Source organism: Streptomyces sp. NPDC047869, from assembly GCF_040704065.1.
GTDB lineage: Bacteria > Actinomycetota > Actinomycetes > Streptomycetales > Streptomycetaceae > Streptomyces.
The window spans coordinates 115796-140636 of the sequence record NZ_JBEYRK010000013.1 but is presented as its reverse complement, the minus strand read 5'-3'; the positions used below and the strand labels follow the sequence as shown (position 1 = coordinate 140636).

Genomic DNA, 24841 nt, shown 5'->3' with positions numbered 1-24841 from the left:
GGGGCACGCGGCTCAGCCGGGAACGGCCGCCGGGGCGGGCCCGGGCGTCCGGCGCCACTTCTCGTGCGCGACGACGCGGCTCAGCCGCCAGCCGTCCGGCGTGCGCAGCAGCCCGAACTCGTACCGGCCGCCGCACACCAGGTCGGGGCCGCCCGAGCCGCCGTCGCCGGTGAGGCGCATCGGGTTGACGTAGTCGGCCCGCACCCGGGCGGTGTCCCCGGTGTCGTGCTCGTGGATCCCGAACCGCACCCGGCGGTTGACGATCAGATGCTGGCGCGTCCCGAACGACTCCAGGCTCTGGGCGAGCCACCCGGCCACCCGGCCGGCCTCGCCCTCGATGCCGCCGGCGGAGCGGTAGTCGGCCCGCCCGTCCGCCGTGAACAGCCCCTGGTAGGCGGTCCAGTCCCCGTCGTCCACGGCCACCGCGTACTCGGTGACCGTCTCGTCCACGGCCAGCCGGTCCATCACGGTCGCGAGCTCCACACGCTGCGTCATCGGCACAGTGTTGGCCACGGGAGGCCGGGTGCCAAGTGCGCGGGCGATATTGGGGGTGCGCACATATGGCCGAGAGGCGCACCTGGGAGCGGCCCGGCGGGCGCGGCGCTCAGGGCAGGAGCGCCAGGGCCGCGGTCAGGTTGTGCTCGGCGATCCCCGCCATGGCAGCCCGGTCGGGAAAGTCGCCGTCGAGCAGCCGCAGCGGGCCCGCGACCAGCGAGAGGCGCATCGCGAGGGCGTAGAGGTCCATCCGCCGGGGGTCGAGGCCGGGGCGGGACAGCACGGGGTAGCGGTCGCCGAAGCGGAGCCGGAGGAAGACGTGCTCCCACTCGACGTCGAAGTGCATGACGCCCTCGATGTCGATCAGCACCGCGCGGCCGTCGGCGTCCACCAGGACGTGGTCGGGGCCCAGCTCTCCGTGGATCAGCCCGTACTCGGCGCGCGGCGCCACCAGCGCGGCCAGGTGATGGAGACGGTCGCGCAGGCGGTCCGCCTCCGCGGCGATCCGGCGATCGCGGCCCGAGGCCTCCGCCAGATCGGCCAGGGCGCGGTCGCGGACCAGTCGCTCGCAGGAGACCCCGCTCGCGGTGCCGTCCTCCCGCGGCAGGTCCAGCCGGCCGTACCGCGGGGCGCGGTGTCGGTGCATGGTGTCCGTCGCCGCGGCCAGGTCGTCCAGGGCGGCCGCCGCGCGGGCGGGGTCGGCCTCGAAGAGCCTTTCGAGGGTGTCCTCGGAGACGTCCTCGACCACGGCCACGTCCGCCGGGTGCCGGCGTCGTCCGCCGTCCGCCAGCAGGACCCGCGGAACCCGTACGCCCAAGTCGTCCAGAGCGCGCCGGGCGGCCAGGAACGGGACCAGGCCCGAGGCCGGGGCGAACGGGTCGCCCGGGCCGGCACCGGCCTGTCCCGGCCAGAAGTTCTCCGCCTCGGCCCAGCTGTAGACGATCACCCGGGTCACCGGGGCGCCGTCGACCCGGACCCGGTACACACCCTTCCTGCTGCCGCCGCGCAACCGCTCCGCCGCGACCGCGCGGGAGCCCGGCCCGAGCGCCTCACGCACCAGCCCCGACAGGTCCTCGATCTCCGTGAGCCTTCGCATCCGCAGAACATACCGAGGTGGGCGGCGGCGCCCCTCCGGGTCCCGGGCCGACGCCTCAGGCGGCCTCGATGACGCGGCCGCGGACGGCCTGGGCCCACTCGACCACCAACAGCTCGTACTCCGCGCGTTCCTGAGGCGACAGGGTGCCGCCCGCGCGCAGCCAGAGCGCCCGGATCCGCTCGTTCAGCTCGGCGGCGGAGCGCACGGAACCACGGGGCATGAAATCGGGGGACATGCGGCCCAGCCTAGGGGCAAACACTGACGCTGCGCTACCGAACGGCTACTCATGCCGCGGTGGTTGGCCGGTGCCCGGTGTGCTCAGCTCGCGGATTCGGCCGCGTGCGGGCTCAGTACACCCGCTGCCACCAGCGCGATGATGACGATGCCGAGGGCGATCCGGTACCAGACGAACGGCATGAAGCTCTTGCTGGAAATCCACTTCATGAACCAGGCGATCACCGCGTATCCCGAGGCGAAGGCGATCACCGTCGCGAACAGGGTGGGGCCCCAGGCCACTTCGCCGCCGCCCACCGAGTCCTTCACCTCGAACACGCCGGACGCCAGCACCGCCGGGATGGCCAGCAGGAAGGAGTAACGGGCCGCGGCCTCACGCCGGTAGCCCATGAACAGGCCGCCGCTGATGGTGGCGCCGGAACGGGAGACACCGGGGATGAGGGCGCAGGCCTGGCAGAGGCCGAAGATCAGGCCGTCTTTGACGCCCAGGTTCTCCAGCGTCTTGCGCTGCTTGGGCGCGCGGTGCCGGCCGCCCTGCTCGTCACGGGCCGCCAGCCGGTCGGCTATGCCTATGACCACGCCGACGACGATGAGCATCGTCGCGGTGATCCGCAGATCGCGGAACGGCCCCTCGATCTGGTCCTTCAGTGTCACGCCGAGCAGGCCGATCGGGATCGAGCCGACGATCACCAGCCAGCCCATCTGGGCGTCGTGGTCCCGCCGCATCGACTTGTCGAACAGCGACCGGAACCAGGCGGAGATGATCCGGCCGATGTCCTTGCGGAAGTAGATCAGTACCGCCGCCTCCGTGCCGATCTGGGTGATCGCCGTGAAGGCCGCCCCCGGGTCCTCCCAGCCCGAGAAGGCCGCGGTCAGCCGCAGGTGCGCGCTGGAGGAGACGGGGAGGAACTCGGTCAGCCCCTGGACGAGTCCGAGGACGAGGGATTCAAACCAAGACATGGAGGTGAGGCGTCCAAGTGCTGAGGGGGATACGTGGTGATCATGTGACGAGGGCAGCGTAGCGGGCGCCGGTGACCGGCCGGGCACAGGGGTTCGGCAGGCGTCCCGGAACCGGGTGTTCGCCCGCCCGGGCGCCGCCGCTTACGTTGCCGCACGGGAGAAAGCGCTTGCTGCACTCTGTGCGAGACGCCCGGACCCCGCCGTGCCCGCCGCCGTACCGAGGAGTGCCGAACCCGCCCATGCCCCGCTCTTCTCGCCCGACGGCCCCGTTCACCGGCCGGCCCCTGCGGACCGCCGTAGTCGGCACCGGCGCCATCGCGCGCGGCTCCCATCTGCCCGCCCTGGCCCGCCTCGCTGAGGAGGGCGACACTGCGGTGGTCGCCGCCGTCGACATCGACGCGGACGCCGTGGCGGCGTTCTGCGCCGACGCCCGGATCCCGCACGCCTACACCGACCTCGACCTGATGCTGGCCGAGCGGCGGCCCGACCTGGTCACCATCTCCACCCCGCCGACGCTGCACCGCGCGCAGACGGTGGCCGCGCTGCGCGCCGGGGCCTGGGTGTGGTGCGAGAAGCCGCCGGTGCCCTCACTGGCCGACTTCGATGTTGACGACGGTCGCGAGCGCGCCGCCCGCGAAGCGGGCCAGCGCGGTGGAGACGCGCGGTCATCGCCGAGCGGCTGACCTGGCACCCCGTACGACGGTGAGGTGTGGGCGGCCGAGGAGCGCCGGATCGAGGTCCACGACGTCGACCCCGGGGCGGGTACCTGGGGGCTGACCTGGACCAGCGCCGTCGCCAACCGGCGCGCCGAGCCGCTGCGCCTCGGCAGTCCCACCACCGCCGGGCGCGAACTGGCGGGCTGCACGGGGCTGTTCTGGCGCGGGCCGAGGTCCTTCCGCGGCGGCCGGATCCTCGGGCCCGAGGGGGAGGGGGCGGAACTGATGGGCACGAAGGCGCCCTGGCTCGCCTATTCCGGGGAGCACGTCGGCAGGGACGGCCACGCGACCCTCGTCTTCGCGCACGCCCCGGAGAACGACCATGCGGGCACCGGGGGCGGCCACCCCGCCCACTGGTTCGTCCGTGCCGAGCCGTTCGCCGCGGTCGCCCCGTCCTGGGCCTTCTTCGACGAGCTGGAACTCGCCCCCCGGCGCCACGCTGCGGCGCCGTTACCGGGTCGTCGTGGCCGACGGCGCCTGGGACCGGGAGGACGTGGCCCGGTACCTGGAGGCCCATCCGTCGTGAGCGCCGGGGAGTTCACGGGTCTGCCGGGCGGGGCCGCCGTCGCGCGGCGGCCACGACCGGCCCGCCGGCGGAACCCGGCAGGCGCTCCAGGCGCCCCGGCCGCCGCCCGGTCCGGGTGTCTCACACGGTGACCGGTCCGGCGACCGTCCAGCCGGGGGACTGCGGGTGGGCCGTCAGTTCCTCGTGCCGGACCGGGTCGCCGCAGGCCCGGCACGTCACCTGGGGGACCAGTTCGCTGCCGCAGCTGTGCTCGACGACCATGGGGAGGTCGACGCCGTCGCGCAGATGGCGGTCGCCCCACTCCTTCAGGGTCATCAGGACCGGTTCAAGCTCCAGCCCCGCCCGGGTCGGCCGGTACTCGAAGCGCTGCGGGCGCTCGCTGTAGACGCGCTTGGTGAGGATCCCGGCGTCCACGAGCCGGCGCAGCCGGGTGGCGAGGATGTCGCGCGGCGCGCCGATGTTGCGCACCAGTTGGTCGAAGCGGCCGTTGCCCAGGCACACCTCCCGCAGTACGAGCAGCGAGTACTTCTCGCCGACCAGCGCGAGGGCGTCGGCGATGGAGCAGGGGCGCGGATCCTTCGTGGCGGCCATGCGGCCCAGTCTAGGGGAGGGTTTGATTTTCCAACTCGCTGGGCTATGGTGAGTTGGGAATTCCTACTCACCAGTAGTCGAGCGTGCGAACGCTCAGCCATCGCGGGAGGCCCGCACCATGCGCGACGCAGTCATCGTCGAAGCCGTACGCACCCCCATCGGCAAGGGCAGGCCGAACGGCTCCCTCGCCCACGTCCACCCGGTCCAGCTCCTCGCCCACACCCTGCGCACCCTGGTAGAGCGCTCCGGCGTCGACCCGGCCCTGATCGACGACGTCATCGGCGGCACCGTCGACCAGGTCGGCGAGCAGGCCATGAACACCACGCGGTACGCCGTCCTCGCGGCCGGCCTGCCCGAGACGGTCCCGGCGACCACGGTGGACCGCCAGTGCGGCTCCTCCCAGCAGGCCGTGCACTTCGCCGCGCAGGGCGTCATCTCGGGCGCGTACGACCTCGCCGTCGCCTGCGGCGTGGAGTCGATGAGCCGGGTGCCGATGTGGTCCAACGTGCCGGCCGGCAAGGACCCGTTCGGGCCGGGTGTCGCCGAGCGCTATCCGGAAGGCCTGGTCCCGCAGGGCATCAGCGCTGAACTCATCGCCGCCAAGTGGTCCCTCACGCGTGCGCGGATGGACGAGTTCGCGGTCTCCTCGCACCGCAAGGCCGCCGCCGCGTGGCAGGCCGGCCTGTTCGACGCCGAGGTGGCGCCCCTGGACGGCGTCGCCCGCGACGAGTGCGTACGGCCCGGCAGCACCCCGGAGATCCTCGCCGGTCTCAAGCCCGCCTACTACGACGCCGCCTTCGCCGAGCGCTTCCCGCAGATCGAGTGGAACGTCACCGCGGGCAACGCGAGCCCCGTCAACGACGGCGCCTCGGCCGTGCTGATCACCTCCAGTGAGACCGCCGCCCGCCTCGGCCTGCGCCCGCTCGCCCGGCTGCACAGCTTCGCCGTCACCGGCTCCGATCCGCTGCTGATGCTCACCGGAGTCGTCCCGGCGACCGAGAAGGTGCTGCGCCGCGCGGGGCTCGGCCTGGACGACATCGACCTCTTCGAGGTCAACGAGGCCTTCTCCAGCGTGGTCCTGGCCTGGCAGCAGGAGACGGGCGCCGATCTCGCCAGGGTCAACGTGCACGGCGGCGCCATCGCCCTCGGCCACCCGCTCGGCGCGAGCGGCACCCGGCTCACCACGACGCTGGTCCACGCCATGCGCGAGCGCGGCGCCCGCTACGCCCTGCAGACCATGTGCGAGGCGGGCGGACTCGCCAACGCCATGATCCTGGAGGCCGTCTGACGGTCCCCGCGGCGGGTCAGCCGGCGCGCAGCTGGTGGCGCTTGCGCCAGGCCACCACCGTGCCCACCAGCGCCGGGAAGGCGATGCAGGCCATCGCGATCAGGAAGGCCGGGGAGGTCGGCGCCGAGGCACGGGCGCCGGCCACCGCGTAGGCGGCGGTGTTCGGGATCGAGCCGAGCGCCGTCGCCAGCAGGAACGGCAGCCAGCCCATACGGGAGACGGCGGCACAGTAGTTCGCCGCCCAGAACGGCACACCCGGGAAGAGCCGGGCCACCATCATGGACCGGAAGCCGTGCCGGCTGAGCTGTCCGTCGGCGGCCTTCAGCCAACGCCCCCGCAGCAGCGGCCGCAGCGCCTCCTGCCCGAGCAGCCGGCCGAGCCCGAAGGCCAGCCCCGCCCCGAGCACCGTGCCCGCCAGCGCCGTCGCCACCCCCAGCCCGGAGCCGAACAGCGCCCCCGCCGCGAGGTTCAGCAGCGGCCGCGGCACGAACGCCACCGTGCACAGCCCGTACGCCGCCGCGAACGCCACGGCCGCCGCCGCCCCGCCGAGGTGCGGCGGCCAGCCGTGCGTCAGGAGCCGCTGCGGCTCGAACGCCAGCACCCCCGCCGCGGCGCCCGCGAGCAGCACGAGCAGCAGGGACAGGCGGGCGTACGGCGACAGCGCCGCGCGGGTGCAACGGACGGCGAACCCCGTGTGGGACAGGGACGGTACGGCTGCGACCGCGGGGACGGCGAGCTCCGTGGCGGCGGCCCGGGGAGAGACCGTGGCGGTGCCCCCAGAGCGGTTGGTGGCATCGAGCATCCGGCGACACTAACCGACGGACACATGTGATCGCCGTATGGTCCGTCTCACCGGCGGCGGGACAGCCGGGTGGCGGAACCCTCCACGCACGACGCGCCGCGCCCCCGCCCGCGGTCACCACCGCCCCGCCCGGCCGCGGCGACCGCCGTATCGTTCGGCCCATGACCGCAGCCCCGCCCGCCCCGCCGCACGTGCCGCGCAGCGCCCTGGCCGACGCCGTGCTGGAGCGGCTGACCGCCACCTACGCCGCCGCGGCCGACCCGGAGCGGGCGGCGGCGATGCGGGCGTACATGAAGGACGTGGCGCCCTTCCTCGGTATTCCCACCCCGGACCGCCGCGCGCTGTCGCGCACCGTCCTGGCCGGCACCCCCCGTCCCGACGAGTCCGACTGCGCCGCGATCGCCCTGCGCTGCTGGCGGCTGCCCGAGCGCGAGTACCACTACTTCGCGGCGGACTACCTGCGCCGGCACGCGGCCCGCTGCTCCTCCGCGTTCCTGCCCGTGGCCCGGCACCTGGTCACCACCGTCCCGTGGTGGGACACCGTCGACGCGCTCGCCGCGCACCTCGTCGGCGCCCTGGTCGCGGCCGAGCCGGCGCTCACCGCCGACATGGACGACTGGATCGCCGACGGCGACCTCTGGGTGGTGCGCACGGCCCTGCTGCACCAGCTCCGGTACAAGGAGCGCACCGACGCCGTCCGGCTGTTCGCCCACTGCCTGCTGCAGTCCGGGCACCCCGACTTCTTCGTCCGCAAGGCCATCGGCTGGGCGCTGCGCGAGTACGCCAAGACCGACCCCGCAGCCGTACGGGACTTCCTGGCGCGGGAGCGGGGCCGGTTCGCCCGGCTGACGGTCCGTGAGGCGCTGAAGAACATCGGGCCCTGACGACCCCGGGCCTCGCGAGACATCGTGCCCCGACGGACATCGCGCCCTGACGGCGGCGAGGTTCGCGCGGCACGGAAAACCATTCGACGCCGGACGAACCGTCGGCGATGATCGTCGTCATGTTCCGGTACGCCTTCCTCCTCGCAGCATCCGCCGTCGCGGATGCGCCGAAGGCTGCCGTCCCGCTCCTCGTGGCCGCTGCCGACGGCGCCCGAAGCTGACCCTCTCCGGATCGACCGGCGGACCCCGCAGGGGGAGGGTCGGCCGGTTCCTCGGGGTCCCGGACTCCTTTACGGCTGAGAGGCTTCGAGGTACAGCCATGTCCAAAACGGCATACGTGCGCACCAAGCCGCACCTGAACATCGGCACGATGGGCCACGTCGACCACGGCAAGACCACCCTGACCGCCGCCATCACCAAGGTCCTGGCCGGGCGCGGCACCGGGACGTTCGTCCCCTTCGAGCGCATCGACCGCGCTCCGGAGGAGGCCGCCCGCGGTATCACCATCAACATCGCGCACGTCGAGTACGAGACCGACACCCGGCACTACGCCCACGTCGACATGCCGGGCCACGCCGACTACGTCAAGAACATGGTCACCGGCGCCGCGCAGCTCGACGGGGCGATCCTCGTCGTCTCCGCGCTCGACGGGATCATGCCGCAGACCGCCGAACACGTACTGCTGGCCCGGCAGGTGGGCGTCGACCACATCGTCGTCGCCCTCAACAAGGCCGACGCCGGCGACGAGGAGCTCACCGACCTGGTCGAGCTGGAGGTCCGCGAGCTGCTCAGCGCGCAGGGGTACCCGGGTGACTCGGTACCCGTCGTACGGGTCTCGGGACTGCGGGCGCTGGAGGGCGACCCGCGCTGGACGGCGTCCGTCGAGGCGCTGCTCGACGCGGTGGACACCTATGTGCCGATGCCCGAGCGCTATCTCGACGCGCCGTTCCTGCTGCCGGTGGAGAACGTGCTCACCATCACCGGCCGGGGCACGGTCGTCACCGGAGCCGTCGAACGCGGGACGGTGCGCCTGGGGGACCGGGTCGCGGTGCTCGGCGCGGACGTGGAGAGCGTGGTCACCGGGCTGGAGACCTTCGGCAGGCCGATGGAGGAGGCGCAGGCCGGGGACAACGTGGCGCTGCTGCTGCGGGGCGTGCCCCGGGACGCGGTGCGGCGGGGGCATGTCGTGGCGGCGCCGGGAAGCGTGGTGCCCGCGCGCGCCTTCGTGGCGCGGGTGTACGTGCTGTCGACGCGGGAGGGCGGCCGTACGACCGCGCTGTCCACGGGCTACCGGCCGCAGTTCTACATCCGCACCGCGGACGTGGTCGGGGACGTCGACCTCGGGGAGGCGGCGGTCGCCCGGCCCGGGGAGACGGTCGAGATGACCGTGGAGCTGGGGCGGGAGGTGCCGTTGGAGCCCGGGCTCGGGTTCGCCATCCGTGAGGGTGGCCGGACGGTGGGCGCCGGTACCGTCCTCTCCGTCGGCCGGTAGGAGTCACGGGGCGCGGGGCCCGCGGACCGGTCGTGGCCGGTCCGCGGGCCTCGCGGCCCCTCGCGCCCGGGGGTGCCCCGCGCCGGTGACAATGGTGGCGTGAGTGAAGCCATACCCGTGACCCGGACCGTCGATCACGGCACCGCCAAGCTGATGCCCGACGTCGACCGGGAGCGGGCCTGGCTGCTGACCGTGGACGGGGCGCCGCAGTCGTACGTCGATCTCGACGAGCCCGGTCACCTGGAGTTCGAGTACGCGCGGCGCCTCGGGTTCACCCTCGACCTGGTGGACGGGCCCGGGCGCCCGGTGGACGCGGTGCACCTCGGCGGGGGAGCGCTCACGCTGCCCCGCTACCTCGCCGCCACCCGGCCCGGCTCCCGGCAGCATGTCGTCGAGGCCGACCGGGCGCTGCTGGAGCTGGTCGTCGAACGCTTGCCGCTGCCCGAGGGCTCGGGGGTCACGCTGCACGCCGCCGACGCGCGGGCCTGGCTCGAGGCCGCGCCGGACGACTCGGCCGACGTGATGGTCGCCGACGTCTTCGGGGGCTCCCGGGTCCCGGCCCACCTCACCTCGCTCGCCTACGCGCGCGAGGCCGAGCGGGTGCTGCGGCCCGGCGGGGTCTATCTGGCCAACCTGGCCGACGGGGCGCCGTTCGCCTTCCTTCGGTCCCAACTGGCCACGTTCGCGGCCGTCTTCGAGCAGCTCGCGCTGATCGCCGAGCCGGGTGTGCTGCGCGGGCGGCGGTTCGGCAACGCGGTCCTCGTGGCCTCGCACCGGCCCTTCGACACGGCCGGCCTGGCCCGGCGGGCCGCCGCCGACGCGTTCCCGGCCCGCGTCGAACACGGCGCGGCGCTGCGGGACTTCACCGGTGGCGCGCGGCCGGTCCGGGACGCCGAGGCCGTCGCCTCACCCGAGCCCCCCGACGGGGCTTTCGGCATCGGCTGAGGGACGTCGGGGCGTGCTCGTCCGTGCGGTGCGCCGGGTAAGCGTGCGCACGTCCGGGACCAGCAGAACCAGCGCGGTGACCACGACGACCAGGCCCGCGCAGCCCCACAGCGAGGCTGTCCGGCCGAAGGCGGCCTCCGCCGGGCCGGCCAGCGCGGTGGCCAGCGGCATCAGGGACACCGAGCCGAACCAGTCGTACGCCGAGACCCGGGAGAGCTTGTCCTCGGGGATCTCCTGGTGCAGCGCGGTCATCCAGGAGACGCCGAACACCTCCACCGTCGCACCCGCGACGAACATGACGACGAACAGGACGCCCACCGGCACCGGTACGGCCAGCGCGGCCGAGGGCAGGGCCAGCGGGAACACGCACAGCGTGCCGGCCAGCAGCAGGCGCCGCGGTCTCCAGCGGGTCATCAGCAGGGCGCCGGCCACCGTGCCGGCGCCGAACGTGGCCAGCGCGAGTCCCCAGGGTCCCGCCCCGCCCAGGCTGTCGCGGGCGACCAGCGGGCCGTAGACGGCGTCGGCGGCGGCGACGACCGCGTTGGCGATCGAGAACTGCACGACGATGCCCCACAGCCAGGGCCGTCCGACGAACTCCCGCCAGCCCTCCCGGAGATCGGCCAGCAGGCCCTCGCCCGGCGTGCGCGGCGGAATATGACCGACGTCGAGGAAGGCGCGCAGCGCTCCGGCGAGGGCGAAGGCCGCCGCGTCGATGGCGAGGACCCAGCCGGGACCGACGGCCGCGACCAGCGCGCCGCCGAGGGCCGCGCCGCCCAGGGCCGCACCCTGGGTGGCCATGCGGAACAGGGCGAAGGCCCGGCCCGCCTGTTCCCCTTCCACGGAGGACATCAGCATGCCCTCGGCCGCCGGGCCGAAGAACGCCTGGCCGGTGCCGCCGAGCGCGGTGAGCAGCATCATCTGCCACATCCGGGGCTCACCGGTCAGCACCAGCACCGCGAAGGCCGTCTGGGAGAGGCAGTTGAGCGCGTTGGCGGCGACCATCACCCGGTGCCGGGGCAGCCGGTCCGCGACCGCGCCGCCGATGAGCAGGAACACCACCAGCGGCAGGGTCCGGGACGCGGCCACCAGACCGACGTCGCCCCCGTCCCCGCCCGCGTCCAGCACCGCGAACGCGGCAGCGATCAGCGACCCGTTGGCGCCGAGGCTCGTCACGATGGCCGCGGTGGTCAGCAGCGAGTAGTTGCGGCCGGCCCAGGCGGGTCTGCGCGGGCGGGTGTTGGAGCCGTCGGCGGAGTTCACCGGGTGACTATCGCCGCTCGCCCCCCGGCTTGCCAAACGGATTCCCCGCCCCCGACCGCCGCCGGGGCCGCCGGCTCAGCCCCCCGTCGGGTCGCCGTGCAGCCGCACCGTGCTGAGGATCTTCATGATCGTCTTGGTGTCGACCTCGTCGTTCACGCCCTTGGCGCCGTAGAAGTCGAACGACACGATGTCGTCGGCCGAGTTCTTGAAGGCGAACGACAGGGCCTTGCCGTCGCTCGCGCACTTGCCCTTCTGCGGACTGCCGCTGGAGCGGGCCCACGCGTAGGCGCCCTCGACCCCCGACGCGGTCTTGTACGCCGTGGCCTTCTTGTCGTAGGTGATGGTCTTCTTGTCCGGCTGGGTGTAGCCGCCGTAGACGTACCAGGGCACCCGGGTGACCGCCGCCTGCTCCGGGCTCTTCGCGCCGCTCTCGCCGCGGGTGCCGGCGACCGCGAGCGCGGAGTCCTCGGTCTTGCCGTCCTTGTCGCTGTCGGTCGTGCACCACTTCGACTTGTACGAGGCCGGAGCGGACACGGAGGTGATCAGCTTGTCGTCGTCGGCGTGGTCCTCCATGAAGATGGAGACGTCTGTGGACTCGAGCTCCCAGTCCGCCGGGACGTCGAACGCCGTGCCGAACTTCGGATTGACGACGACCTTCCACCCCGCGACGGTGGGCTTCTCGGTGGCGTCGCCGCGCGGGTTGTCGTCCGGCGCGGACGAGGACACCGACGGCTCGGGGGCCGGTGACTGGCTGGTCTTCTGCTTGCCCTTGCCGTTGCCGGCCTCGTCGTCCTTCGAGCCCCCGAGGACCAGGTAGCCGGTGACGCCGGCCGCGACGACCACGGCGGTGGCCGCGACGATCGCGATCAGCTTCGTCCGGCCGCCGCCACCGCCGCCGCCCTGCGGGGGCTGCGGCTGCGGTGCTCCGGCGGGCCCGGGCTGTCCCCACTGCGGCTGCTGCCCGTACGGGTTCGCCTGCGGGTACTGCTGGTACCCGGGCTGCTGGTACGGATTCGGCTGCTGGTAACCCGGCTGCTGATAAGGGTTGTTCTGCGGGTTCTGCGCGCCCCCGGGCGGCTGCTCTCCTGGCCACATGGCCAGTAACCCTAGTGGGCCGACGGAAACGATTCGGTCACCGGCCCTTGTCAGGGACGTACCGAAACCGCGGTGCCCCTACTCCTTGTAGAGCCGGACCGTCGCCATGATCTTGCGCACGGTCGTGTCCGGGACCTCCTCCGAGACGCCGGCCGCACCGACGAAGGACCACGCGAGGAACGCGCCGTCCGCGTCCTTGAAGGCGAACGTGGTCGCCTTGCCGTCGTAGTCGCACTTGCCGTGCTTCGGCACCCCGGACGAGCGTGAGGTGGCGACGCTGCCCGTGACGCCGGACGCGGTGGTGTACGAGGTGACCGGACCGGTTCTCACCGTCTCGCGGTCCGGCTGGGTGTACCAGCCGTAGACCCAGTTCGCCGACTGCTCGCGGGCCATCTTCGCGGTGCCCGTGGCGTCCTTGTCGCCGCGCGTGCCGACGTTTGCCAGTGGGTCGTAGTCGGTCCGGCCGTCCTTGTCGTCGTCCGAACCGCACCACTTCTCCTTGAGCACGGCGGGGGCCTTCATTCCGGCCAGCACCTTCTCGTCGGGGTCGGAGTCGTCGGTGACGTAGGTGACCCAGGTCTTGGCCCGCACCTGCCACTCGGGGGGAACGTCGAAGGCGACGCCCGTGTCCGGGTTCACCACGACCTTCCAGCCGGCGACGGCCGGCTTCTCGGCGCTGCCGGCCGAACGCGGGTCGTCCTCCCCGGAGGGCGAGGCGGAGGCGGAGGCCGTGGGAGAGGCGGAGGACGCGGTCGGGCCGGGGCGGGCCTCGTCGTCCTTACCGCCGCCGAGCAGCAGGAATCCGGTGACGCCGGCCGCGACGACCACGGCGGTAGCCGCGACGATCGCGACCAGTTTTGTCCGGCCGCCACCGCCACCGCCACCGCCGCCGCTCCGCGGGGGCTGCGGCTGCGGTGCTCCGGCGGGCCCGGGCTGTCCCCACTGCGGCTGCTGCCCGTAGGGGTTCGCCTGCGGGTACTGCTGGTATCCCGGCTGGTGGTACGGGTTGTGCTGCTGGCCGCTTCCTGGCGGCTGTTCCCCTGGCCACATGGGCCGCAACGATACAGCGGTGATCACCACGGCACTGGCCAGTACTGCTACTCGTGAGTAACATGCCCGCATGAGCGCAGACCAGATGTCGATCGGCGAGATGCTCGCCGCCACCGTGCCGATGGCCCGGACGCTGAACCTGGAGTTCCAGGAGACCTCTCCGGAGCGGGCCGTGGTGCTCCTGCCGGACCAGGGTGATTACCACAACCACGTGGGCGGCCCGCACGCCGGCGCGATGTTCACGCTCGGGGAGTCGGCCAGCGGCGCCATCGTGCTGGCCGCGTTCGGCGACCAGCTCTCGCGCGCCGTGCCGCTCGCCGTCCGCGCCGAGATCGCCTACAAGAAGCTGGCGATGGGCACCGTCACCGCGACCGCCACCCTGGGCCGCCCGGCCGCCGAGGTCGTGGCCGAACTGGACGCGGGCAAGCGGCCCGAGTTCCCGGTGACGATCGAGATCCGGCGCGCGGACGGGGCCGTGACCGGCGAGATGCAGGTCGTGTGGACCCTGCGCCCCAACCAGCAGGACTGATCGGGCACTTGGGGGAGGGGCCCTGGACGTCGGCCGCGCCCGGTCGGTCCGAAGCCCTCTCCTCCCGCGTCGTCTCAGGCCGCCCGGCGCCGCTCCCGGCCGCCGGCCCGGACGGCCCCCTGGTCCGCGCCGTCCTCCAGCGCGGCCACGAACTTCCCGAGCCAGGACCGGAATCCGGGACCGAGGTCGGGGCGGGCGCGGGCAAGGCGGACCACCGAACGCAGATAGCCGGCCTTGTCGCCGGTGTCGTAGCGCGCGCCGTCGAAGACGACTCCGCGCACCGTGCCGGCCGCCGCCAGCTCCCGCAGGGCGTCGGTGAGCTGGATCTCGCCGCCGCGGCCGGGCCGGGTGCGCTCCAGGACGCCGAAGACGGCCGGGTCGAGGACGTAGCGGCCGATGACCGCGTACCGGCTCGGCGCCTCCTCGCGCGACGGCTTCTCGACCAGGCCGGTGACGCGCACGACGCCGTCCTCACCGGGCTCCTCGACCGCCGCGCAGCCGTAGAGGTGGATCTGCGCCGGGTCGACCTCCATCAGCGCCACCACGCTGCCCGCGTGCCGGTCGCGGACGTCCAGCATCCGGCTGAGCAGTGTCTCGCTCGGGTCGATCAGATCGTCCCCGAGCAGCACGGCGAAGGGCTGGTCGCCGGCGTGGTGGCGGGCGCACAGCACCGCGTGGCCGAGGCCGAGCGGGTCGCCCTGCCGGATGTGGTGGATGTCGGCGAGCCGCGCGGGGTCGCGGACGGCGTCCGGGCGCACGGTGTCGCCCTTCGCGGCCAGGGCCTGTTCCAGTTCGAAGGCGTGGTCGAAGTGGTCCTCGATGGCCCGCTTGTGCCGGCCGGTGACCATCAGGACGTCGTCGAGCCCGGCCGCGGCGGCCTCCTCGACGACGTACTGGATGGCCGGCTTGTCGACCACCGGCAGCATCTCCTTCGGCGTCGCCTTGGTCGCGGGCAGGAACCGGGTGCCGAGCCCGGCGGCCGGGACGACCGCCTTGCGCACCGGGCGGGGGGAGGCGGGGTCGGCTGGGGGGTGGGGGGCGATCATGCGGCCAGGCTGCGGTACGAGGATGAGAGCGCGCCCGGAGAAACCTCGGAGCCCGCTGTGGGTGGCTGTCCGCGGGCCGCCGGGGAGCCGGAGATTCGGTGTGTCATCGTCCCTTTGGCACGCGGAAGTTGACCGTTGTGCGACCCGGGCTTCACCCATGTCTGTGGATACCGCGGGTAACTAATGTTCATTTCCCGGGCGTTGCCGTCGGGTCCATTCGAACTCCTTGTTTCCTGTGAGACGATTGTGCCAAGGTGAGCCCTCCCTCGAGGGGTAAGGGCCGGAGCCTGAGGCGCGGCCGGACCCTCCAGGTACGCACCGATACGGTGCCGCTTTCCGACAGGACGCCAATCCGTATGCCGCCGTCCCGCGGCTGGAAAGGAATGGGTTCCGTGCACTCCCCCCACCCCCCACACCCGCAGTTCCCGTCCCGCCCCGGTTCCCCGTCCGGGGAGTCCGACCACACCCTCGCCGCCCGGCTGGGCGGCCCCCCGGCCGGCCGTCACGATGCCGTCGCCCTGCTGCTGGCGCGGCACTGGCGGGCGACCTTCGACTACGCCGTCGTCTGCCTGGCCGCCGCCGGCCCGTCGGCGCGGCTGGTGGCCTCCGCCGCCTTCCAGCAGGTCCTCGGCCGGCCCGTGACCGGAGCGGCCGGCGGCGCCCTGCGCCCGCGACTGCTGGCGGCCGTCCGGGACACCGTCCGCGCCTGGGCCGCCGACGAGGCGGCGTGCGTGGTCCTGCCGGAACTGCGCAAGCCCGCCGGTGGCCGTGGTCTGCGCGCGACGGCGCCCCGCACGCCCGAAAGGCGACGAGTCGCCGAACGCGCTTTCCACGCCCTTCCCGTGGCTTCCCAATGCCTTCTGTGGCATACCGAGGTCGAGGCGGAATGCATAAACATACCCGCTGGTCTGCTGGGTATGGACACGGCCACCGCGGAGACCGGACTGCGCCGGGCCCGGGCGGAATTCCGGGCGGGCTGCCTGCGCGCCCACCGGGAACTCGCGCCCTCCGCGGAATGCCGTTTCTACAACCACCTGCTGGACGGTTCCCTTCACGAGGGCGCAGCCCCGCTCCCGGATGCGCGGCGGCATCTCACCGCCTGCTCGCACTGCCGGCACGCCGCCGAGCAACTGAGCCGTTTCGAGGGCGGACCCGGCGTCCTGATCGCCGAGAGCGTGCTCGGCTGGGGCGCCCGGCGCTATCTCGACTCCCGTCCCGGCCGCGCCGCCCGCGAGGAGCCGCGGGCGCCGGCGCGGCGCCCGGCGGCGACGATCGGCCGGCCCGGCGCCGCACCGCAGAGCGGACGCCGTACCACCCTCGCGGTCGGTGTCGGCCTCGCCTCGCTGGGGCTGCTCGCCTCCGTCCTCGTGGCCATGGGCCGGCCCGACGACAACGGTGTCCCGCACCGCGCGGCCACCCTGGGCGCCCCCGCCGGGCGCCCGGGGAGCCCGGCCGCCGCCGGCAAACGGCCACGCGTCATTCCCTCGGCCGCGCCCCCGGCCGCCGCCCCGGTCCGGATCGCCCACGGCAACCTGCGCGACCGCCCCACCGGATCGTGCCCGCGGACACGCGGGACCACCGGGGTCCAGCCAGGTGCCGGCGTACGGGACCTGCCCAGAACCGCCGTGCTCGCGACGTGCCGGTGCCGCACTCAAAGAGCCTCGGCGCGGATCAGCGCCGACAGCGTCAGGGCGCCCGGCAGCAGCGGCAGCCAGTCGTTCAGCACCCGGTAACCGATCACGCTCGCGGCGGCCACCGCCGGCACGGCGCCGAACGACACCAGCGTCCAGACCAGGGCCGCGTCCACCGCCAGGCCTCCCGGCGCCGGCACGGCCCCCACGGCGGTGCCCGCCGCGAGATGGGCGAGCACCACCTGCTCCCAGGGCAGCCCCAAACCCAGCGAGGTTCCGACACAGACCAGCGTGCCCGCCTGGACCAGCGGCATCGCCACCGACCCGCCCCACAGGGCGAGCGCCCGGCAGGGCCGACCGTGCACCGCCCGGACATCGGCGAGGGCAGCCCGCACCAGGCCCGACAGCGGACGCCGCACCGGCCGTACGACTGTCAGCAGCACGCCGGCGACGGCGAGCGCGCCGCCGGCTGCCGCGGCGGCGGGCACCGGCACCGGCCCGTCCGGGACCAGCTCACCGAGCCGGCGGCGGGCCGGGCAGGCCACCAGGAAGGCCAGCAGTACCAGCGTCCTCGCCACGGACCGCGCCAGCGAATACAGGCCGATCGACGCGGTCGCCCGGTCCAGCGGCACACCCCGGGTGCGCAGGAAGCGCAGCGTGACGGCGTGCGCGCCGAGGCCGCCGGGCAGCACGTGGTTCGCCGCGCCCCCGGCGAACTGCGAAGCCAGCAGCAGCCCGGGTGGCAACCGGTCCGGCAGCGCGCCCTGCCGTACACAGGCGGCCGCCACCCAGGTGAGGCAGGTGAGACCGGCCCCGGCCAGCAGCCATCCCGGGTCGGCGGCGGCCAGCCGGGCGGCCCCCTCGGACGCCACCGGCCGGTTGGCCAGCGCCCAGCACCCGGCGAGCAGCACGGGGGACAGGCACAGGGCGAGCCGGACGGGCCGGGCCGCGAGCAGGCCGGCGCCGCGCGCGGGAGGGCGCGGCGGTGGGCAGGACGGCGGGGAGAGCGGCGGGAGCGGGGACGGTGAGGACACGGGGGACGACGTCCTTCCGCATCGGGCCCGGCGGAAGAGCGGCGAGGGCCAGGGGAGGCGGACCGGCAGAACCTCGGGGAGCCTTTCCCTCCCGCGTGACACCGCAGTGGCCGGGAAGTGACGGGGCGAGGGCGCGGTGGTGCCCTGCGGCCCCTGCGCGCAGGCCGCCGTTCACCGCCGACCAGGTAGCCTTCCCATGGGGCACGCTGCGCAAGCCACGCCCCGCGCTCGGACAGGGAAAGCGACTCGGGAGGAACCGGCGGTGCACGTCCAGGAATGGCTCGACACGGTGCCCGCGGCCGCCGTCTACGCCGTGGTGGCCCTGGTGATCGGTCTGGAGAGCCTGGGCATCCCGCTGCCGGGCGAGATCGTCCTGGTCTCGGCGGCGCTGATGTCCTCCCAGCACACGGGCATCGACCCGGTCGTGCTCGGCGCCTGCGCGACCGCCGGCGCCGTCATCGGCGACTCCATCGGCTACGCCATCGGCCGCAAGGGCGGACGCCCGCTGCTGGCCTGGCTGGGGAGAAAGTTCCCGAGGCACTTCGGCGAGGGCCATGTCGCCACCGCCGAGCGGTCCTTCGAGAAGTGGGGCATGTGGGCGGTGTTCTTCGGCCGCTTCATCGCCCTGCTGCGCATCTTCGCCGGACCGCTCGCGGGCGTGCTCCACATGCCGTACTGGAAGTTCCTGATCGCCAACGTCCTCGGCGGCATCTGCTGGGCCGGCGGCACCACCGCCGTCATCTACTACGTGGGCGTCGTCGCCGAGGACTGGCTGAAGCGCTTCTCGTACGTGGGCCTGGCCGCGGCGGTCCTGATCGGGCTGGCGTCGATGCTGGTCATCAAGCGCCGCGCCAAGAAGGCCCAGGCCCAGGCCCAGGCCCAGGCGCAGGAGCCGGAGCCGGTGCCCGCCGGGGACTGAGCCGCCCGGGACCCGTCTACTCGTGCACCCCACGATGGGTCTTCGCCAGCTCCGCGTACAGCGTGCCGTTGAGGGTGACCCCCTGCCGTTCCTCCTCGGACAGCTCCCGCCTCACCTTGGCGGGCACCCCCGCCACCAGCGACCCCGGCGGCACGACCATTCCCTGCGGGACCAGCGCCTGGGCCGCGACCAGCGAGCCCGCCCCGATCACCGCTCCGTTCAGCACGGTCGCCCCCATCCCGACCAGGCAGTCGTCCTCCACGGTCGCCCCGTGCACCACCGCGTTGTGCCCGATGGAGACCCGCTCCCCGACGGTCACCGGGAAGCCGGGGTCGGCGTGCAGCGTGACGTTGTCCTGCACGTTCGCGTCGGCGCCCACGGTGATCCGCTCGACGTCCCCGCGGACCACGGCGCCGTACCAGACGCTGGCCCCGGCGCGCAGCGTGACGTCCCCGATCACCGAGGCCGTGGGCGCCACGAACGCCTCCGCGTCGACCTGCGGTTCCTTCCCTGCGATGCCCACGATCAGCGCCTTGTGCGTCATCACCGTCTCCTCGTCCGCCGTACTACTGCGCACGGTACGTCAGGACTGGGGCAAAGATCACAGCGGCCCACGCCGTCGCCCGGGGCCCCCGCTGAGTAACGTGAGCCCGTGCCGAAGCGCAAGAACACGTTCTCATCCCGGCGGCGGGGCCTCGCCCAGCGCGCCGTCCACGCGGCCTGGGCGTGGGCGCAGCGCGCGGGGTCCGTCAGCGCGGAGCACCCCGGGCGGTTCCGCTTCGGCTCGCTCGGTCCGGTCACCAGGCTGGCCTTCCCGCTCGGCACCGTCTTCGGCGAGCCCTGGATCCACATCGGCTCGCACTGCATCATCGCCGAGCAGGTCACGCTGACCGCCGGCCTGATGCCGGACCTCGACCTCGGTCCCGACCCGATCCTGCGCATCGGCGACGGGGTCGTCCTCGGCCGCGGCAGCCACGTCATCGCCGACACGACGGTCACCATCGGCAGCGACTGCTACTTCGGGCCGTACGTCTACGTGACCTCAACCAACCACTCCTACGACGACCCGCACGAGCCCATCGGCAGGCAGTGGCCGCGCATGGAGCCGGTGGAGATCGGCCCGGGCTGCTGGATCGGCACCGGCGCGGTGATCCTGCCCGGCGCGCGGATCGGCCGGAACGTGGTGGTGGCTGCCGGCGCGGTGGTGCGCGGCACGGTGCCCGACCACGCCGTGGTGGCGGGGGCGCCCGCCCGCGTCGTACGGCGCTGGACGCCCGACGGAGGCTGGCAGCCGCCGCTGCGGACCCCGGCCCCGGTGCCGCCTCCGGAGGGGATCACCGCCCAGCAGCTGCGCGTGCTCGCGGACCTGGACGAGGAAGGGGTCGAGGAGCTGGCGCGGCTGGAGGCCGAGGGCTGACGCGACGGGTCGCCGGGAGATACTGCTCAGTACAGTTTGCTGAACCCCGGACATTGGACGGATCGTGTCGGACCTCGAACTCCTGACCCAGTCCCTGGCCCGCAACGTGCGGCACTGGCGCGCCGTGCGCGGCTTCACACTGGACGTCCTCGCCGCCCGGGCCGGTGTCAGCCGCGGCATGCTCATCCAGATCGAGCAGGCCCGCACCAACCCGAGCATCGGCACCGTCGTCAAGATCGGCGACGCGCTCGGCGTGAGCGTCACCACCCTCCTCGACTACGAGCGGGGCCCGAAGGTGCGCGTCGTCCCCGCCGAGCGCGCCGTACGGCTGTGGCACACCGAGGCCGGAGGCTACAACCGGCTGCTCGCCGGGACCGAGGCGCCCGGGCCGCTGGAGATCTGGGACTGGCGGCTGATGCCGGGCGAGAGCAGCCCCTCCGAGCCGCACCCCGCCGGAACCGTGGAGCTGGTCCATGTCACCGCGGGCGAGCTGACGCTCACCGTGGACGGCGAGGAGCACCGCGTCCCGGCCGGCGCGAGCGCCTCCTTCGAGGCCAATGTGCCGCACCTGTACGTCAACCGGGGCGACGTGCCGATGGAGATGATGATGGCCGTCTCGGTGCCGCCCGTCCACTGAGACACGGGCACACCGGCCGGGGGCGGCTTGTTAGCGTGCGGCCATGCGCGCACCCATCGGAGACTTCGAGACCGCCGTTCCCGCCCCGGACTGCCTGGACGAGCTCACGGCGCCCGTCGCCGACGCCGTACGCCACTGGCGGGGCAGCGTCCCCGCCGACCGGATCGTCTGGGTGGACACCGACCCGCGCTGGGCCGACACGGCCGTCTTCGTGGAGCACTACGGGCGCGACCTGCTGGAGCGGTCGGCGAACTGCGTGGTGGTCGCGGGCAAGCGGGGCGGTGGGACGACCCTCGCCGCCTGCCTGGTGCTCTCCACCACCCGGGTCGACGTCAACGGTGTGGTACGCCGCCGGCTCGGCGCCCGCAAGGCTTCCTTCGCCTCGATGGACACCGCGACCGGCGAGACCGGCATGGAGTACGGCGGGATCACCCCGGTCGGACTGCCCGCCGGCTGGCCGGTCCTGATCGACGCGGCCGTGGCCGACCTGCCGTACGTCCTGGTGGGCAGCGGACGCCGGCGCGGCAAGCTGCTGCTGCCGGGCAAGGCGCTGGCCGAACTGCCCGGCGCGGAGGTGGTCGAAGGGCTCGGCATCGCCTGACAACGGGAGGGCGGCGGGCCCGCGCCGGACGCGGGCCCCGCACCCCTTCCCGCCCGTTCAGAACACAGCGGCCGAGCCCAGGTACTGCTCGGCGAAGGCCGCGGCGGCGGCGGGCGAGCCGAACAGCCGGCGCAGCCGGGCCAGCGTGGTGCCGGCCCGGAACGGATCGCCGGACGCCACCCCGTGGTAGATGTCCGACAGCCACTGCGAGAACTCCTGGTAGTCCCACACCCTGCGCAGCGCCGCCGCCGAGTAGCCCGCCAGGCCGCTCCCGTCGCTCCGGGTGACGTACGCGGCGAGCGCGTCGCCCAGCAGGAACGCGTCGTGCAGGGCCAGGTTCATGCCCTTCGCGGCGATCGGCGCCGTGAGATGACCGGCGTCACCGGCCAGCAACAGCCGTCCGTGGGCCAGGGGTTCGACGACGTAGTGGTGCATGTCCAGCACCCGCTTCTCGATCAGCCGCCCTTCGGTGAGCGGTGGCGCCCCGGCCGCGCCGAGCCGGGTCCGCAGCTCGGCCCAGACCCGGTCGTGCGGCCAGTTCTCCGGATCGTCCCCGGGCGGGCACTGCAGGTAGTAGCGGGTGACCTCCGGACCGCGGGGCATGTGCCCGGCGAAACCGCGCGGATGGACGCCGAACACGACGCAGTCGGCGGAGGGCGGGGTCTCGGCGAGCAGCGCAAGCCAGCCGATGCCGTCGTCCTGCCGGGCGATCCGGGCCCGCTCCGGGGGTATCGCGTCCCTCGTCACCCCGCGCGCACCGTCGCAGCCGGCGACGAAGTCGCAGCGCAGCAGCAGCCGTTCACCCGTCCGCGGGCACCGGTACGACACAGCGGGCCGGTCCGAGTCCAGGTCGTGCAGCCGTACGTCGCTCACTCCGAAGCGGATGTCGCCGCCGCGTACGTCGGCGTACTCCCGCACCAGGTCCGTCACCAGCAGCGGCTGCGGGTACACGTAGTGGTGATGGCCCGTCAGTTCGCCGTAGGGGAAGCGGTACCGCTCGCCGTCGAAGCGGAACTCGCAGGCGTCGTGCGACTCGGCGCGCTCCAGCAGGCGTTCCGCCAGGCCCCGCCGCCCGAGTTCGCGGACCGCCCATTCCTCGAGGACGCCCGCCCGCGGCCGGGTCTCGATGAACCGTCTGCTCTCGGTCTCCAGGACCACGCAGTCGACGGAGGCGGCCCGCAGCAGGGCGGCGACGGTGAGCCCGGCGGGCCCGGCACCCACGACGACGACCGTACGCTGTTCCGTACGGCCGTCGTCGGGCGCGGAGTCGGGGTGGGGGGAAGGGTCTGTCACCTCCGCATTATGACGGTGCCCCGCGAGCGGGTCAGTGCGCCGGAGCGTCCGTGACCACGACCTCCTCGATGCTGCGCTCGATCGCCTCGGTCTTCGACGCGGTGGCCTTGGCCCAGTAGTAGACGCCGAGCGAGAACGCCGCGACGACCACGATGTCCCACCACAGGCCGATGTAGCCACGGCCGCCGAAGCCGCCCAGCCAGGAGATCAGACCCAGGCCCAGCAGGTAGCCGGGGAGCCACTGCGCGGCCTTGAAGTCCAGCCGGGGCGCGTCGGGCAGGTTCTTGCGGACGGCGTACCAGGCGTAGGAGCCGAGCAGCACGTAGCCGAGCAGGATCGCGAAGCCCAGCCGCCACAGGGTGTCCCAGCCGGCCCAGTAGATGATGAGGTTGGCGACCACGAACGACAGCGGCGAGATCACCTTGCCGAAGGGCAGCCGGTAGGGGCGCTCGTGGTGCGGCAGCCGGTCGGCGAAGACGCCGTACGCCAGGGGCGCGCCCGCGTACATCAGCACGCTCGCCGAGGTGATGAAGCCGACCAGCTCCTGCCAGCTCGGGAACGGCAGGAAGCAGACCACGCCGGTCACGAAGGACATGATGAGACCGAACCACGGCACGCCGCGCGCGTCGGTCTTCGCGAACGCCTTCGGCGCGTAGCCGTTCTTGGCCAGGCCGTAGGAGACGCGCGAGGTGGCGGTCGTGTAGATCAGGCCGGTGCCGCCGGGGGAGATGATCGCGTCGACGTAGAGCACCCAGCCCAGCCAGCCCAGGCCCACCAGGGTCGCCAGACCCGCCCACGGGCCGCTGATGCCGGCGAAGTCCAGCTTGGCCCAGCCGTGCGCGAAGGAGGTGTGCGGCAGCGCGCCGATGAACACGACCTGCAGCAGGATGTAGATCACGGCGCCGATCGCCACCGAGCCGAGCGTCGCCCGCGGCAGGTCGCGCTTGGGGTTGCGGCTCTCGCCCGCGAGCTGGATCGCCTGCTCGAAGCCGAGCAGCGCGAAGATGATGCCGCTGGAGCTGATCGCGCCCAGCACACCCTTGGCGCCGAAGGGAGCGAAGCCCTCCGAGGTGAAGTTGCCGGGGTGGAAGTTGCCCACGGCGATGATGAAGATCGCCCCGAGCGGGACCGCGATCTTCCACCAGGTCGCGGCGCTGTTGGTGTGCGCCAGGGCCCGGACGCCGAAGAAGTTGACGCCGACGAAGACGGCCATGAGGACGACGGCGGTGACGAGACCGCCGGTCGTCAGCGTGCCGTCGGCGTGCTGCAGGCCCTGGGCCCAGCCCCAGTGACCGGCGTAACCGATCATGGCCTCGACCTCGATCGGGGCCACGGTGGCCGCCTGGAGCCAGGCGAACCAGCCGAACGACATGCCCGCCAGGCCGCCGAAGGCGTAGTGCGGGTAGCGGGCGGTGCCGCCGGCGACCGGGAACATGCCGCCGAGTTCGGCGTGCACGAGCGCCAGCAGGACGATGGCGACCGCGCCGATCACCCACGAGACGATCGCCGCGGGGCCGGCCACGACCACCGCCTTCTCGGCTCCGTACAGCCAGCCGGACCCGATGATGGAGCCCACCGAGGCCCACATCAGTCCGATCAGCCCGACGTCCCGGCGCAGACCGCCGCCGGAGTCCGTCGTGGCCTGTGGCACGGCATGGTCGACTTTCACCATGTCTGGTGGCCTCTCAGATCGTGAACGTGGAAATTAACGAGCAAGGAGGCCACAGGCTAGGAACGCGTTCCGTCGCCGCAAAAGACTGTTTCCCAAAACTTGACCCGGGATCTTGACTGTCTTGACAAGAGTCTTCCCGCAGGTCAAGGCTCAGGTGGAATGTCAATATTCAGCGGTGAATTGTGAGAAGAAGGTGAGACAGCTCAATGCAGGCGGGGAATCTCGATCGCCGGGCAGCGGTCCATCACCATGTCCAGCCCAGCGGCCCGGACCCGCTCCCCGGCGTTCTCGTCGACGACGCCGAGCTGGAACCACACCGCCTTCGCGCCCTTCTTCACCGCCTCGTCGGCGACCGCGCCGGCCAGCTCGCTGTTGACGAACACGTCCACGACGTCGACCTCGAAGGGGATCTCCGCGAGGGAGGCGTAGCCCGGCTCGCCGTGCACCGTCTCCGCCTTCGGATGCACCGGCACGATCCGCTTGCCGAACCGCTGCAGCACCTGGGCCACCCCGTAGGCGGCCCGCCGCTGGTTCGCGGACAGGCCGACCACGGCCCAGGTGTCTCCCAGTCCGGTCAGGATCCTGCGGATCGTCGCTTCGTCGCCGTACAAGGCCGCCTCCTCGGGCC

25 protein-coding genes and 2 pseudogenes are annotated in these 24841 nt (G+C 73.4%); 12 read left to right on the top strand and 15 right to left on the bottom strand.

Features of this window, described 5'->3' with window-relative positions; genetic code table 11:
- Window positions 1-12: 12 nt before the first annotated feature.
- From AB0924_RS19105 to AB0924_RS19090, 4 genes are all read right to left on the bottom strand, one after another.
- On the bottom strand, window positions 13-495 hold the full coding sequence (locus AB0924_RS19105) for a nuclear transport factor 2 family protein (RefSeq protein WP_358929944.1): 483 nt from the start codon (window positions 493-495) through the stop codon (window positions 13-15).
- Between the two features lie 109 nt (window positions 496-604).
- Window positions 605-1591, bottom strand: coding sequence for a phosphotransferase (locus AB0924_RS19100; protein ID WP_358929946.1), 987 nt, complete (start codon window positions 1589-1591; stop codon window positions 605-607).
- 55 nt (window positions 1592-1646) lie between these two features.
- Window positions 1647-1826, bottom strand: a complete 180-nt coding sequence (locus AB0924_RS19095) for a hypothetical protein (protein WP_358929948.1) — start codon at window positions 1824-1826, stop codon at window positions 1647-1649.
- A gap of 83 nt (window positions 1827-1909) precedes the next feature.
- A complete protein-coding gene (locus AB0924_RS19090; RefSeq protein WP_366911993.1) occupies window positions 1910-2785 on the bottom strand; it encodes an undecaprenyl-diphosphate phosphatase in 876 nt (291 codons plus the stop codon).
- Between the two features lie 239 nt (window positions 2786-3024).
- Between AB0924_RS19090 and AB0924_RS19085 the strand changes: the two are divergent.
- Window positions 3025-3390, top strand: a pseudogene (locus AB0924_RS19085) (Gfo/Idh/MocA family oxidoreductase); the annotation flags it as partial.
- A 53-nt stretch (window positions 3391-3443) separates the two neighbouring features.
- A pseudogene (locus AB0924_RS19080) lies at window positions 3444-4027 on the top strand (DUF6807 family protein); the annotation flags it as partial.
- A gap of 120 nt (window positions 4028-4147) precedes the next feature.
- On the opposite strand, the gene AB0924_RS19075 reads toward AB0924_RS19080, so the two are convergent.
- Window positions 4148-4618 (bottom strand): helix-turn-helix domain-containing protein, encoded by a 471-nt coding sequence (locus AB0924_RS19075; RefSeq protein WP_366911992.1) that lies wholly within the window; start codon window positions 4616-4618, stop codon window positions 4148-4150.
- 118 nt (window positions 4619-4736) lie between these two features.
- Here AB0924_RS19075 and AB0924_RS19070 point away from each other — a divergent pair, with 118 nt between their 5' ends.
- Window positions 4737-5906, top strand: a complete 1170-nt coding sequence (locus AB0924_RS19070; RefSeq protein ID WP_358929954.1) for a thiolase family protein — start codon at window positions 4737-4739, stop codon at window positions 5904-5906.
- Between the two features lie 16 nt (window positions 5907-5922).
- Here AB0924_RS19070 and AB0924_RS19065 read toward each other — a convergent pair whose 3' ends face one another.
- Window positions 5923-6708 carry a VTT domain-containing protein gene (locus AB0924_RS19065; RefSeq protein ID WP_358929956.1) on the bottom strand — a complete coding sequence of 262 codons (786 nt, stop codon included), beginning with the start codon at window positions 6706-6708 and terminating at the stop codon, window positions 5923-5925.
- Window positions 6709-6869: 161 nt separating this feature from the next.
- On the opposite strand from AB0924_RS19065, the gene AB0924_RS19060 reads away from it, so the two are divergent.
- The 3 genes from AB0924_RS19060 to AB0924_RS19050 all read left to right on the top strand — a co-directional run bounded on the left by AB0924_RS19060 (window position 6870) and on the right by AB0924_RS19050 (window position 10029).
- Window positions 6870-7592, top strand: a complete 723-nt coding sequence (locus tag AB0924_RS19060; RefSeq protein WP_366911991.1) for a DNA alkylation repair protein — start codon at window positions 6870-6872, stop codon at window positions 7590-7592.
- 319 nt (window positions 7593-7911) lie between these two features.
- Entirely contained in the window at window positions 7912-9084 is a 1173-nt protein-coding gene (gene tuf / locus AB0924_RS19055) for an elongation factor Tu (protein ID WP_358929960.1), read from the top strand.
- 99 nt (window positions 9085-9183) lie between these two features.
- On the top strand, window positions 9184-10029 hold the full coding sequence (locus AB0924_RS19050; protein WP_366911990.1) for a fused MFS/spermidine synthase: 846 nt from the start codon (window positions 9184-9186) through the stop codon (window positions 10027-10029).
- Here the strand turns inward: AB0924_RS19050 and AB0924_RS19045 are convergent.
- The 3 genes from AB0924_RS19045 to AB0924_RS19035 all read right to left on the bottom strand — a co-directional run bounded on the left by AB0924_RS19045 (window position 9991) and on the right by AB0924_RS19035 (window position 13434).
- Window positions 9991-11289 (bottom strand): MFS transporter, encoded by a 1299-nt coding sequence (locus tag AB0924_RS19045; protein WP_366911989.1) that lies wholly within the window; start codon window positions 11287-11289, stop codon window positions 9991-9993. The genes AB0924_RS19050 and AB0924_RS19045 overlap by 39 nt on opposite strands.
- 75 nt (window positions 11290-11364) lie before the next feature.
- On the bottom strand, window positions 11365-12384 hold the full coding sequence (locus AB0924_RS19040; RefSeq protein WP_358929966.1) for a hypothetical protein: 1020 nt from the start codon (window positions 12382-12384) through the stop codon (window positions 11365-11367).
- Window positions 12385-12462: 78 nt separating this feature from the next.
- On the bottom strand, window positions 12463-13434 hold the full coding sequence (locus tag AB0924_RS19035) for a hypothetical protein (protein WP_366911988.1): 972 nt from the start codon (window positions 13432-13434) through the stop codon (window positions 12463-12465).
- A gap of 70 nt (window positions 13435-13504) precedes the next feature.
- On the opposite strand from AB0924_RS19035, the gene AB0924_RS19030 reads away from it, so the two are divergent.
- A complete protein-coding gene (locus AB0924_RS19030; protein ID WP_358929970.1) occupies window positions 13505-13963 on the top strand; it encodes a DUF4442 domain-containing protein in 459 nt (152 codons plus the stop codon).
- Between the two features lie 74 nt (window positions 13964-14037).
- Here AB0924_RS19030 and galU read toward each other — a convergent pair whose 3' ends face one another.
- Complete coding sequence (gene galU, locus AB0924_RS19025) at window positions 14038-15009, bottom strand: UTP--glucose-1-phosphate uridylyltransferase GalU (RefSeq protein WP_366911987.1); 972 nt, start codon at window positions 15007-15009, stop codon at window positions 14038-14040.
- Window positions 15010-15401: 392 nt separating this feature from the next.
- On the opposite strand from galU, the gene AB0924_RS19020 reads away from it, so the two are divergent.
- On the top strand, window positions 15402-16742 hold the full coding sequence (locus tag AB0924_RS19020; RefSeq protein WP_366911986.1) for a hydrolase: 1341 nt from the start codon (window positions 15402-15404) through the stop codon (window positions 16740-16742).
- Here the strand turns inward: AB0924_RS19020 and AB0924_RS19015 are convergent.
- Window positions 16661-17674: a lysylphosphatidylglycerol synthase domain-containing protein gene (locus tag AB0924_RS19015; RefSeq protein WP_358929972.1), complete on the bottom strand. Its 1014-nt coding sequence runs from the start codon at window positions 17672-17674 to the stop codon at window positions 16661-16663. The two genes, AB0924_RS19020 and AB0924_RS19015, sit on opposite strands and share 82 nt — an antisense overlap.
- A gap of 262 nt (window positions 17675-17936) precedes the next feature.
- On the opposite strand from AB0924_RS19015, the gene AB0924_RS19010 reads away from it, so the two are divergent.
- Window positions 17937-18593 (top strand): DedA family protein, encoded by a 657-nt coding sequence (locus AB0924_RS19010; protein WP_366911985.1) that lies wholly within the window; start codon window positions 17937-17939, stop codon window positions 18591-18593.
- A gap of 16 nt (window positions 18594-18609) precedes the next feature.
- Here AB0924_RS19010 and AB0924_RS19005 read toward each other — a convergent pair whose 3' ends face one another.
- Entirely contained in the window at window positions 18610-19137 is a 528-nt protein-coding gene (locus AB0924_RS19005; RefSeq protein WP_358930231.1) for a gamma carbonic anhydrase family protein, read from the bottom strand.
- Between the two features lie 108 nt (window positions 19138-19245).
- Here AB0924_RS19005 and AB0924_RS19000 point away from each other — a divergent pair, with 108 nt between their 5' ends.
- The 3 genes from AB0924_RS19000 to AB0924_RS18990 all read left to right on the top strand — a co-directional run bounded on the left by AB0924_RS19000 (window position 19246) and on the right by AB0924_RS18990 (window position 21248).
- Window positions 19246-20010, top strand: coding sequence for an acyltransferase (locus AB0924_RS19000; protein ID WP_358929977.1), 765 nt, complete (start codon window positions 19246-19248; stop codon window positions 20008-20010).
- A gap of 64 nt (window positions 20011-20074) precedes the next feature.
- The gene (locus AB0924_RS18995; protein ID WP_366911984.1) at window positions 20075-20647 is read left to right on the top strand and encodes an XRE family transcriptional regulator; all 573 of its coding nucleotides are present in this window, start codon (window positions 20075-20077) and stop codon (window positions 20645-20647) included.
- Window positions 20648-20690: 43 nt separating this feature from the next.
- Complete coding sequence (locus AB0924_RS18990) at window positions 20691-21248, top strand: YbaK/EbsC family protein (RefSeq protein ID WP_358929981.1); 558 nt, start codon at window positions 20691-20693, stop codon at window positions 21246-21248.
- Between the two features lie 57 nt (window positions 21249-21305).
- Here the strand turns inward: AB0924_RS18990 and AB0924_RS18985 are convergent, their stop codons facing one another.
- The 3 genes from AB0924_RS18985 to AB0924_RS18975 all read right to left on the bottom strand — a co-directional run bounded on the left by AB0924_RS18985 (window position 21306) and on the right by AB0924_RS18975 (window position 24824).
- Window positions 21306-22541 carry a 4-hydroxybenzoate 3-monooxygenase gene (locus AB0924_RS18985; RefSeq protein WP_358929983.1) on the bottom strand — a complete coding sequence of 412 codons (1236 nt, stop codon included), beginning with the start codon at window positions 22539-22541 and terminating at the stop codon, window positions 21306-21308.
- A 31-nt stretch (window positions 22542-22572) separates the two neighbouring features.
- Window positions 22573-24213, bottom strand: a complete 1641-nt coding sequence (locus AB0924_RS18980; RefSeq protein WP_358929985.1) for an APC family permease — start codon at window positions 24211-24213, stop codon at window positions 22573-22575.
- A 203-nt stretch (window positions 24214-24416) separates the two neighbouring features.
- The gene (locus AB0924_RS18975) at window positions 24417-24824 is read right to left on the bottom strand and encodes a CoA-binding protein (RefSeq protein ID WP_358929987.1); all 408 of its coding nucleotides are present in this window, start codon (window positions 24822-24824) and stop codon (window positions 24417-24419) included.
- Between the last annotated feature and the right edge of the window lie 17 nt (window positions 24825-24841).